This window comes from Bacillus sp. GW823-FHT06B01 (assembly GCF_058952315.1).
In genome coordinates, this window is the sequence record NZ_JBXAHR010000003.1 from 633,903 (window position 1) to 645,022 (window position 11,120).

The 11,120-nt window shown below is 35.6% G+C and carries 12 protein-coding genes, 1 riboswitch and 1 other annotated feature; of the genes, 10 read left to right on the top strand and 2 right to left on the bottom strand.

Going from position 1 to position 11,120, the window contains the following annotated elements; translation table 11 throughout:
• Window positions 1-9: 9 nt before the first annotated feature.
• The 5 genes from AC1Q8N_RS16495 (at window position 10) to AC1Q8N_RS16515 (ending at window position 4,197) form a co-directional block, all read left to right on the top strand.
• Entirely contained in the window at window positions 10-210 is a 201-nt protein-coding gene (locus tag AC1Q8N_RS16495; protein ID WP_000366913.1) for a DUF3906 family protein, read from the top strand.
• An 85-nt stretch (window positions 211-295) separates the two neighbouring features.
• On the top strand, window positions 296-1,072 hold the full coding sequence (gene cobA / locus AC1Q8N_RS16500) for a uroporphyrinogen-III C-methyltransferase (protein WP_048544889.1): 777 nt from the start codon (window positions 296-298) through the stop codon (window positions 1,070-1,072).
• Between the two features lies 1 nt (window position 1,073).
• Window positions 1,074-1,829: a sirohydrochlorin chelatase gene (locus AC1Q8N_RS16505; RefSeq protein WP_098077897.1), complete on the top strand. Its 756-nt coding sequence runs from the start codon at window positions 1,074-1,076 to the stop codon at window positions 1,827-1,829.
• On the top strand, window positions 1,804-2,421 hold the full coding sequence (locus tag AC1Q8N_RS16510) for an NAD(P)-binding protein (protein ID WP_098048912.1): 618 nt from the start codon (window positions 1,804-1,806) through the stop codon (window positions 2,419-2,421). The genes AC1Q8N_RS16505 and AC1Q8N_RS16510 overlap by 26 nt, the downstream gene beginning before the upstream one ends.
• Window positions 2,422-2,482: 61 nt before the next feature.
• Window positions 2,483-2,730 (top strand) — a binding site (T-box leader).
• 111 nt (window positions 2,731-2,841) lie between these two features.
• Window positions 2,842-4,197, top strand: a complete 1,356-nt coding sequence (locus tag AC1Q8N_RS16515; RefSeq protein WP_000665462.1) for a sodium-dependent transporter — start codon at window positions 2,842-2,844, stop codon at window positions 4,195-4,197.
• Between the two features lie 30 nt (window positions 4,198-4,227).
• Here AC1Q8N_RS16515 and AC1Q8N_RS16520 read toward each other — a convergent pair whose 3' ends face one another.
• Both AC1Q8N_RS16520 and AC1Q8N_RS16525 read right to left on the bottom strand, forming a co-directional pair.
• Entirely contained in the window at window positions 4,228-4,389 is a 162-nt protein-coding gene (locus AC1Q8N_RS16520) for a hypothetical protein (protein WP_176519563.1), read from the bottom strand.
• A 101-nt stretch (window positions 4,390-4,490) separates the two neighbouring features.
• Window positions 4,491-5,762: a murein hydrolase activator EnvC family protein gene (locus AC1Q8N_RS16525; RefSeq protein WP_098642710.1), complete on the bottom strand. Its 1,272-nt coding sequence runs from the start codon at window positions 5,760-5,762 to the stop codon at window positions 4,491-4,493.
• A gap of 495 nt (window positions 5,763-6,257) precedes the next feature.
• On the opposite strand from AC1Q8N_RS16525, the gene gltP reads away from it, so the two are divergent.
• From gltP to AC1Q8N_RS16550, 5 genes are all read left to right on the top strand, one after another.
• Entirely contained in the window at window positions 6,258-7,529 is a 1,272-nt protein-coding gene (gltP, locus tag AC1Q8N_RS16530) for a glutamate/aspartate:proton symporter GltP (protein ID WP_098077905.1), read from the top strand.
• Window positions 7,530-7,595: 66 nt separating this feature from the next.
• Window positions 7,596-8,114 (top strand): ribonuclease FAU-1 family protein, encoded by a 519-nt coding sequence (locus AC1Q8N_RS16535; RefSeq protein WP_493521282.1) that lies wholly within the window; start codon window positions 7,596-7,598, stop codon window positions 8,112-8,114.
• A gap of 120 nt (window positions 8,115-8,234) precedes the next feature.
• Window positions 8,235-8,340, top strand: a riboswitch (SAM riboswitch).
• 94 nt (window positions 8,341-8,434) lie between these two features.
• Complete coding sequence (locus AC1Q8N_RS16540) at window positions 8,435-9,751, top strand: Na+/H+ antiporter NhaC family protein (RefSeq protein ID WP_033659650.1); 1,317 nt, start codon at window positions 8,435-8,437, stop codon at window positions 9,749-9,751.
• A 229-nt stretch (window positions 9,752-9,980) separates the two neighbouring features.
• Window positions 9,981-10,337, top strand: coding sequence for a lmo0954 family membrane protein (locus AC1Q8N_RS16545; RefSeq protein ID WP_493521283.1), 357 nt, complete (start codon window positions 9,981-9,983; stop codon window positions 10,335-10,337).
• A 46-nt stretch (window positions 10,338-10,383) separates the two neighbouring features.
• Window positions 10,384-11,046: a PspA/IM30 family protein gene (locus AC1Q8N_RS16550; protein WP_048544879.1), complete on the top strand. Its 663-nt coding sequence runs from the start codon at window positions 10,384-10,386 to the stop codon at window positions 11,044-11,046.
• The last annotated feature ends 74 nt before the right edge of the window (window positions 11,047-11,120 follow it).

The window sequence follows — 11,120 nt, forward strand, 5'->3', positions numbered from 1 at the left end:
AGGGACAATATGGATTTATATCGATTTGAAGCTGTGTTAGTAAATAGTATTGTTCCGATTGTTGTTGTTGCTCAAAGTGAAGAACAGGCATTTAAGCTCGCGGAGATAGAGCTTGAAAAGCATTTTTTACCGTTACCAGAAGTAAAGGAGATTTCTCTATTTGAAAAAAAGAAGATTCGAAAAGGTGCAGCATTTGTTATTCATGAGTAGGAAAAAGGTAATACGAAATAATGAAAACTTCCATTCGTATATAAGGATGGAAGTTTCACTTTAATAGTAGAAATGAGGAGAGATGATGGGGAAGGTTTATATCGTTGGTGCAGGTCCTGGTGATCCAGATTTAATTACTGTGAAAGGGTTGAAATGTATTGAGAAGGCAGATGTTATTTTATACGACCGTCTCGTGAATAAAGAGTTACTTTCCCATGCAAAGCCTGAAGCGGATTTAATTTATTGCGGAAAACTACCAAATTATCACACGATGAAGCAAGAGACGATTAACACGTTTCTTATTAAATATGCGAAAAAAGGAAAAGTTGTAACGAGGCTTAAGGGCGGCGATCCATTTGTATTTGGTAGAGGAGGAGAAGAAGCTGAAGCGTTAGCAAAGCAAGGTGTACCATTTGAAATCGTTCCTGGTATTTCAGCTGGGATAGCTGCTCCTGCTTATGCTGGCATCCCAGTGACACATCGTGATGCAAGTGCAAGTTTTGCTATTGTGACAGGGCATAGGAAAGAAGGTGCTGAAGAAGAAGTGAAGTGGGAAAATTTAGCGAAAGGTGTAGAGACTTTAGCTGTATATATGGGGGTTAGCAATTTACCCTACATATGTGAACAACTGATGAAGCATGGAAAAGACAAAAGTACACCTGCTGCTATTATTGAACGGGGAACGACATCAATGCAGCGCACAGTTGTAGGGACGTTAGGAACAATTGTGGATGTTGCAAAAAAAGAACAAATTCAAAATCCGAGCATGATTGTAATTGGAGAAGTGGTCCGTTTTCGAGAAAAAATCCATTGGTTTGAGAAACAGACAGAAAGTACCTATCAAGTAAGTGGAGTGTTATAAAATGAAAGCCGTCTTATATATATGCCATGGAAGTCGTTTGAAAGCAGCTAAAGAAGAAGCGGTTGCATTTATTACGTCATGCATGAACCGTGTAGAGGCAAGTATTCAAGAAGTTTGTTTTTTAGAGTTAGCGAGCCCAACGATTAATGAAGGGTTCCGTACATGTGTGAAGCGTGGTGCTACAGAGATTATTGTTATTCCAGTTTTTTTATTAGCGGCAGGTCATGTGAAAAAAGATATACCGTTTGAATTGGAAAAGTTAAATAATCAATTTTCGAATGTTAAAGTGACCTACGGTAACCCGTTTGGTGTATCAGAAACACTTGTGAAATCGGTGTATAGTGGAAGTGGCATTGAACAGGAAGATAAGAATGAAGTGACGCTACTTCTCGTAGCAAGAGGGAGTAGTGATCCTGAAGTATTAAGAGATATAAACTGGATTGCTTCTTTATTTCAACATGAAGAGAAAATTAAAAAAGTAGAGGTTTGTTATTTAGCGGCTGCCGAGCCGAAATTTGAGGAGAAGTTAAAGGAAGTTGTTGAACGAAAAGAAAAGAATATCGTTGTACTGCCTTACTTATTATTTACAGGTTTACTTATGAAACATATTGAAAAAGAAGTGCGCCAATATGAGTTGGATGAGATAAAAATAAGTCCGTATTTAGGAAAGAATGAAGCATTTCAATATATGTTAATTCAGAAAACGAAGAAATTATTGAAGGGAGATCAATATGTATCCACTTACAGTGCGAGTTGAGAAGAAACGTGTTGTTGTCATTGGTGGAGGAAAAGTCGCGGGATTCAAAATTATTCCTTTACTAAAACAAGGTGCGGATATAGTTGTGATAAGTCCTGAATTGGATGCGAATTTAGTGAAACTAGTGGAAGAAAAGCAAATTCGTTGGTATCAAAGGGAGTATGAAAAAAGTGATATTCAAGGTGCTTTTTTAGTTGTTGCAGCGAGTAGTGATGCCTTATTAAATGAACAAATTGCTGAAGATAGCGCAGAAAATCAATTAGTAAATGTTATTACGAACCCGGAAAGTGGCAATGTTCATTTTCCGGCGGCGATTCATCGTGGATTATTGAATGTAGCTGTTTCTACCGGAGGAGCGAGTCCGAAACTTGCAAAAAAAATTCGTGATGATATCGCAAATAAATATGATGAGGCGTATGGATCGTATCTTGATTTTTTATACGAAGTTAGAATAAAAGTGAAAGAATTACAAATAGAGAAAAGAGAGAGAAATATATTGTTGCAAGAAGTATTAAAGTCGATATATGTTCAAAATGAACAAAAAAGAGAATTGTTTTTACAAGAATTAGAGAGAAGAGTTCATATAGGATAATGAGTAAATTGTACTTTACAACTATAAAAATATAATTTATAATCACAAGTAACTTCAATAAATGAAATCGATGAGCAAGAAGAGTATGTATATTTGATACGTTCAGAGAGCTGGGGGAAGGTGTGAGCCCGGTACGATAAAATATACAGAATGGGCTTGCGAGAGGTATGTTGAACATTGTAGTAGGCAACCCGGGTTCCGCCGTTAAAAGGATAGAGTATCGGAATTTTCCTGTACTTGAACAAGTGGGATTTATCAATCCAATTGAGGTGGTACCACGGTATTTACATTACATATATCGTCCTCTACATGCATATTTGCGTGTAGGGGACTTTTTTATTTTCTAAAGGAGGTGTGCGAGTATGAAATGAAAGTGTATAATTAACAAAAGTTTAAATATTCAGAAAAGGAGAATTTATGATGAAAGAAACACAGCAATGGACGTCGAAAATAGGCTTTGTACTCGCAGCAGCCGGAGCCGCAGTAGGTCTTGGTGCCATATGGAAATTTCCGTATGTTGCAGGTAATGGTGGGGGAGGCGCATTCTTCCTTGTATTTTTACTATTAACTGTATTTATAGGTATGCCGCTTCTTTTAGCTGAATTTGTTATTGGACGTAGTACTCAAAAAGAGGCAGTTACAGCGTATAAAGTATTGGTGCCAAATAGCAAGTTATATCCTTGGATTGGTCGCATGGGAGTTGTTACTTGTTTTAGTGTACTCTCTTTTTATAGTGTTGTAGGTGGATGGATTTTACTGTACTTATACTATAGTGTTACAGGTAGCTTCTGGAATGGTGTTGTTGATTATGGAAAATTATTTGGTGAAACGATTTCAAATCCAGTAAGTGCGATTGGAGCGCAATTTATCTTTATGCTTTGTACTATTTTTGTAGTAAGTAAAGGTGTAGAGAAGGGAATAGAAAAGGCAAGTAAGTATATGATGCCGCTATTATTTATTTTGTTTATTGCAATCATTATTCGTGCGTTAACACTAGATGGTGCTTTTGCTGGGGTAGAGTTCTTCTTAAAACCAGATTTTTCAAAGCTGACAGCAGATACGATTTTATACGCGATGGGACAATCGTTCTTCTCACTAACAGTAGGTGCCTCAGTAATGGTCACGTATAGTTCGTACTTGAAGAAAGAAGAACATTTAGCTAAATCAGCAACATCTATTGTAAGTTTAACTGTTTTTATTACAGTACTTGCAGGATTAGCAATTTTCCCGGCGATTTTCGCATTAGGCGTTAAGCCGACTGAAGGACCAGGACTACTGTTTATCGTCCTTCCAGCAGTATTTGCGAAAATACCATTTGGACAATTTTTCTTCATTATGTTTTTAGTTTTATTTTTCTTTGCAACTTTAACATCTGCGATTTCCATGCTTGAAATTGTAGTAGCATCTGTTGCGAAAGATAATGAGAAAAAGCGTCCGTCAGCATCATTATTAATTGGTATTCTTATTTTTGCAGTTGGAATCCCGTCAGCATTATCGTTTGGAATTATGAGTGATGTGAAAATATTTGGTAAGACATTTTTTGATTTCGTCGATTTTTCGGTAAGTAATGTATTACTGCCGCTCGGAGTACTAGCCATTTCGCTATTCGTACCAAATAAAATGAGTAAAGAAATGTTAATGAAAGAATTAGAAGTTACGGAAACGAAAGGGAAAACATTATTTAATATTTGGTTCTTCTTGCTTCGTTATGTTATTCCAGTAACGGTAATTATTGTATTTTTAAATGCGATAGGCGTATTTAAAATGTTTGCATAATAAAAAGACGGAGATTTCTCCGTCTTTTTATTATGTTGTAGGTATATTCACTAAACGATTATACGCTTTATAGGCTGTGACGACTGCAATGAATGATCCGATTAAAAATAATGCTGAGCCGCCAAATGTAAATAACCGGCCAATGTAAGTTTCTCTAGCTTCTTCTATTTTCTGTTGTAATTGTGTATTCATATGATTCACCTCGTAAAATATAGGCATTTAGTTGTAGTCTATGTGGAATGCCTATAGTGTGTGAAGTGGAAATAAAAAAACTCGGTATGCACCGAGTTTTTTTATAATCCGATATAAGGAGATGGATCCACTGCGTTTGTCTTGCCGACATTCCATTCTCCAAGGTGAAGTTCGAAGTGTAAATGCTGCCCGTATGATTGTCCAGTATTTCCCATGAATCCAAGTTGAGTGCCTTGTTTTACAGTTTGTCCATTTGATACAGAACGGCTACTCATATGAGCATATACTGTCGTATATGTTTTTCCGTTTATACGGTGAGATAAGTATACAACGTTTCCGTAACTAGATGATAATTCTGAGCGAATAACAACACCATCAGCAGCGGCAATAATTGGAACGGTTCCTGAGGCTGCGATATCGATTCCTTTATGGTTATCTATAGAGCGCACGCCAAACCCAGAAGTTTTTGATCCAGCTGCTGGCTTAATAAACCCACCAATATTTGTATCGTGTGGTGTTGGAGCTGCTTGAGCTGCTTGAGCAGATGTAGTAGCTTGTTTACGAGCTTCTTCCGCCTTGCGAGCTTCTTCAGCTTTACGAGCCTCTTCGGCACGTTTTTCTTCTTCAATTGCTTTTTGAACAGCTTGACGCTGATTTTCTAAAATGCCTTTAGATTCTTCTAATCCTTCAATCTCTGAATCTACTTTTGCTACTTTCGTATGTAGATCGCTAATAAATGTTTGCTGCTGTTGTTGGTTATTTTGTAATTCTTGCTGTTTTTGTTCTAATTTTTGCTCGGATTCTTTCAGTTGTTGCTCTTTTTTCTCAACAGTCTCTTTTTCTTTCGTCACAGCATTTTGGTCAGTTGTTTGCTTTTTAACAATATCTGTATCATTGTTTAAAATTAAACTTACAGAGTACATATTATCAACAAGATCAGCAATGTTTGTAGAATTTGTTAATACCTCTGTAATGATGTTTGTACGAGGTTTTTCTTGCATAGATTGTAAACGTTGTTTAATAACTTCCTGACGCGTATCTATGTTTGTTTGTAATTGCTCTATATGTTTCTTTTTTTCAGTAATTATTTGTTGTGTTTTACTAATTTCTTTTTTTGTATCGTTTAATTCAGCTTCGTTTTTATTAATAGAAGTAGTTAAGTCATCAATTTTCTTTTGTAATTCTTGAATTTCTTTTTCTATTTGTTCTTTCTCAGCTGATTTATTTTGTAAGTCATTTTGTTTTCCTTCTAATTCAGATTGAATATTAGATAATTTATCTTGATTCGTTTCAGCGTATACGGGTGAAAGTAACGGAGAAACAAAAAGTGTTCCTGCTGCTAAAACACTAAACGCTGCAAATTTCTTTTTCATGGTTGTCTGGCTCCTTTCCCTATGAATGTTATATATCATAAGAAGAAGAGTGTCTATCGTTGTAACCATAATGTAAAGAAAATTTTATAAAGTTGCTAAGTTTTGTCGGAATTTATCATTTTTTAACGGTAATTGTCATGGTAGATGCACTTTTTGTTCGTGTAAGAAGGATGTATTTTTTTGGGGTTTTTATGTAAAATAAAGGGAATAATGCATTTGTTTTATATAGTGAAATATTAGATAGGAATCCAATAAAACACTGATAAGGAATCGTTCTCATGTGAGGTTTTCTGACATGGGCTTTGTTTTTGTCAAGAAAATTATTTGTGTTCGGGCAAACTTATTTTGTTGTCAGATTTAAAATTTTGATTTATGATTTTTAACAGGGACAAAATGTAGTGAATTGTCGAATAATATGTAATACTCTTAATTTCAAGTTTTATAGAGATAGAATGAGAGATAGAGTGACACATCGAAGAGGGGGTTACAACAAATATGAAAAGAATAGGACTTGCATGGCAAATATTAATAGGACTTGCGCTTGGTATTGCAGTTGGAGCGATTTTCTTTGATAATCCAGCGGTTGTGAAATATTTACAACCAATTGGTGATATTTTCATCCGATTAATTAAAATGATCGTTGTACCAATTGTTGTAGCAAGTATTGTTGTTGGGGTTGCTGGTGTTGGTGATGTAAAAAAACTGGGCCGACTAGGCGGGAAAACAATTCTTTATTTTGAAATTATTACAACAATTGCAATTATTGTCGGTCTATTAATTGCGAATATTTTCCAACCAGGAAAAGGCGTAAATATGGATCAGTTAACGAAGACAGATATTTCGAAATATACACATACGACAGAGCAAGTGCAAAGTCATTCATTTGCAGATACATTTGTAAATATTGTTCCAACGAACATTATGAAGTCATTAGCTGACGGAGATATGCTTGCGATTATCTTCTTCTCTGTATTATTTGGTTTAGGTGTAGCAGCAATTGGTGAAAGAGGAAGACCGGTTCTTCAATTTTTCCAAGGTGTAGCTGATGCAATGTTTTATGTAACAAACCAAGTTATGAAATTTGCACCATTTGGTGTGTTTGCACTAATTGGTGTTACAGTTTCTACATTCGGTCTAGCTTCATTAATTCCATTAGGGAAATTACTAATTGTCGTATATGGAGCAATGATCTTCTTCGTCGTAGTTGTCTTAGGACTTACAGCGAAAATATTTGGAATTAACATTTTCCAATTCTTTAGGATTTTAAAAGACGAGCTGATCTTAGCATATTCTACAGCGAGTTCAGAAACAGTTTTACCGAAAATCATGGAGAAAATGGAGAAATTCGGTTGTCCGAAAGCAATTACGTCTTTCGTTATTCCGACAGGTTATTCATTTAACTTAGATGGATCAACTTTATATCAAGCAATTGCGGCTATTTTCCTAGCACAAATGTACGGTATTGATTTATCTATTACACAACAAATTACATTATTACTTGTATTAATGGTTACATCAAAAGGTATCGCAGGTGTACCAGGCGTATCATTCGTTGTATTATTAGCGACACTTGGTACAGTAGGTATTCCACCTGAAGGTTTAGCATTCATCGCTGGTATTGACCGTATTTTAGATATGGCTCGTACAGCAGTTAACGTTGTAGGTAACTCTTTAGCAGCTGTAGTTATGTCTAAGTGGGAAGGTCAGTATGACGCTGAAAAAGGACAAGCTTATTTGAAAGAAATTTCTAATAAGCAAGCAGCTTAATTATAATTTGAACAAGCTCTCACATAATATGTGGGGGCTTTTCTATATAGAAGGGAAGCGGACGTAATGAAACGTAAATATGGTGACGGTTCTTCGTGGAAGCGACTAATAGAGAAGGATTATACGGTTAAGCAAGTAGAAGAAGGAATGCTAGGAATATTAGACATAAAAAAGGTAAGAGAACATAGTTGTAAAGAATATGATGGTAAAAAACTTTGTATCGCAGGGAATCAATATACGTGGATTCAATATTTTATAGACGGGAAAAACTTTGCGATTACAGCTATGTTAGATGATCAGAAAAAATTAGTGCAATATTATATCGATGTGGCGAAAGAATATAAAATTGATGACCGTGGTTTACCGTATTTTGATGATTTATATTTAGATGTAGTGTTATTACCGAACGGTAAGATGTATGTACTAGATGAAGATGAGCTAGAGGACGCCTATAAAAGTGGCGATGTTACAAAAGAAGAGTACGAGTTAGCTTGGTACACTACGAAATGGATAATAGATGCAATAAAAAATAGTGAATTTTATTGGATTTCAATATTGGAAGAAGAAATCAAAAAGTTAAAATGATTGTTGTATTCAAATTTTTGTATAATTACCAAAAAAATCTATACAAAAAATAATTGACTTTTGTTTTGTAAGCGAGTAAAGTTAGGGAAGAAATTATTATTAAAAAATAAATATGAAACCTTCTTATAAAGAGAGGCGGAGGGACTGGCCCTACGATGCCTCGGCAGCGGACTCGATTTCAGAGTGCTGTGCCAAATCCAGCAAGCATGTGCTTGAAAGATGAGAAGAGCGTTCCTTATAGATGTATAAGACCTCTTCTCATTGGAAGAGGTCTTTTGTTATTCATTAGAAAAAGGTTGAAACTAGGGAGAGATGGTACTTTGAAAGAAACGAGAGGAAATGGTTTGGCTTTATTACCACTTGGGATATTTTTGGCGCTATTTATTGGTTCTGGAATTATTACAGGTGATTTCTATAAATTGCCGATACTTGTAGCAATTTCAATTGCTGTAGGAGTCGCTTTAGCAATGAATCGTAAAGAAAGTTTTAATGTAAAAGTAGAACGATTTGCTAAAGGTGCAGGGAACCCGGATATTATGATTATGGTTCTGATTTTTGTACTTGCAGGAGCATTTTCTGAAACAGCAAAAGGGATGGGCGGCGTTGATTCTACAGTTAATTTAGCGTTATCCATTTTACCGCAAGGATTTATCGTAGCTGGAATTTTTGTTATAGGGGCATTTATTTCATTAGCGATGGGAACTTCAATGGGAACAATTGCTGCATTAGCACCAATAGCTGTAGGTATTAGTGGGCAAACTGATATCTCTATTGCACTTACGATGGCTACTGTTGTTGGTGGGGCGATGTTTGGGGATAATTTATCATTTATTTCAGATACAACAATCGCAGCTGTACGTTCACAAGGAACAGAAATGAAAGATAAGTTTAAAACGAACTTTTTAATTGTATTACCAGCAGCTATTATTACAATTGTACTATTAGTAATCGTTACTTTAGGAAGTGACACGCAGATTAAAGCGCATAGCTTTGACTGGATAAAGATTTTACCGTATGCAGGAGTACTTATTACAGCATTGCTTGGTTGGAATGTACTTATTGTGTTAACTGGTGGAACTGTACTATCCGGCGTTATAGGTCTTTTAGATGGGAGTTACACGTTAGAGAGTTTCTTTAAAAGTGTAACGACTGGAATGGGCGGTATGATGGAGTTAGTATTACTTGCTATTTTAATTGGTGGTATGGTCGAACTGATTCAATATAATGGTGGTATTCAATATTTAATGAATATTTTAACTCGTAACATTCGTTCGAAAAAAGGAGCAGAGTTCGGTATCGCTGGCTTAGTGAGTATGACGAATATGTGTACAGCGAATAATACGATTTCTATTATTTTTACAGGTCCACTTGCGAAAAATATTGCAGATCAATATGAAATTGATCCTCGTAAATCAGCGAGTGTATTAGATCTTTTCTCATGTTGTGTGCAAGGGTTAATTCCGTATGGTGCGCAAATGTTAACGGCAGCAGGATTTGCGGCGTTATCTCCGATTGAATTGTTACCATATGCGTTTTATCCGATTTTAGTTGGAGTATGTGGAATTATTTCTATATTAATTGGTTTCCCGAGGTTTTCTAAAGTAGCGGGAAAGAAAGAGTATCACAAAACAGCATAATTTAAAATGAAGTTTATGAATAGTAATGAAAGCCGTACAGAGAATGTTCTCTGTACGGCTTTTTATGTGCGATAAAAGAGTGAATCATCCTATCCTACCGCATATTTTTACAAAAGGCTGAATGCAACTCAGTCTTAAGTCTGAGTCGAAAACGGTTCTTAAGCTCGTTATGGAAAAGTGAAAAAATAGTTAAGATAAGAGTATCAAATCGAAGGGAGGCAAGCACAAGATGAAACAATTTCTAGTGTTTATCGCGGCTGGTATTTTAGCTTTAATTGCTCTTGGTAGTCTTGCTGGTATTATAGGATTCGCAATTGGAGCAGGAGTTGTGTACTGGAGCTATAAATCATTTGTGCGAGCACAATCATTTTTTGGAAAGTTAGCTTGGGGTATTGTTGGTTTGATCGGCTTGTCCATCGCCCTTTCTCATTCCCCAGCATTAATTGGTATCGCAGCATTAGTAGTTTTATACTACGGATACCGTGAGTGGAAAAAAGAAAAAAATGTAGTTGTTGATTCTGCACCAGAAAGTTCTAAACCATATAGCAACTTTGAAGATGAGTGGAACAAGTTAATGAAAAACTAATAAAAAACTAAATCAAATTTATAAAGTAGAAGAGAGGAAGATTATAATGAAACAATCTTTATTCGGACGTGTACGCGATGCAATTTTAGCAGATTTTCATAATGTGTTAGATGAGAAAGAAAGAAAAAATCCAATCGCGATGTTAAACCAATATTTACGCGATAGTGAGCGTGAAATAACAAAAATTGAGAAGTTAATTGAGCGCCACAAAACATTAAAATCTAATTTCGCTCGTGAGCTTGAGCAAGCACGTTATTTCGTTAATAAAAGATCAAAGCAAGCGATCGTCGCTCAAGAAGCAGGCGAATTACAGCTACATGAGCGTGCGTTAGAAGAAGTAGCGTATTATGAAGGGCAAGTAACTCGATTAGAAGAAATGTATGCAGGTGTTGTAGAGCAAATTGATGAGTTAGAGCGTCGTCTTTCAGAAATGAAAAATAAATTAAAAGAAATGAACGCAAAGCGTATGGAATTAATGGCACGTGAAAATATGGCGCATGCAAATCGTCGTATGAATACAGCGATGCATAAAATGGATGAAAATAATCCGTTCTTACGCTTTGAAGAAATTGAAGATCATATTCGCGACTTAGAATCTCGTATAAATGAGGAGCATGAACGTGACACATTTGATATGAAGATTGCAAAGCTTGAGCGTGAAATGAAAGAGAAGAATGATGTATCGTTAACGAAAGAGTTAACAAAATAATAGTAGTATATTATAAAACAGGCTTATGATATAGTGATAGGAGAAAAGGTGTTGGAAAGCAATGCCTTTTCTTC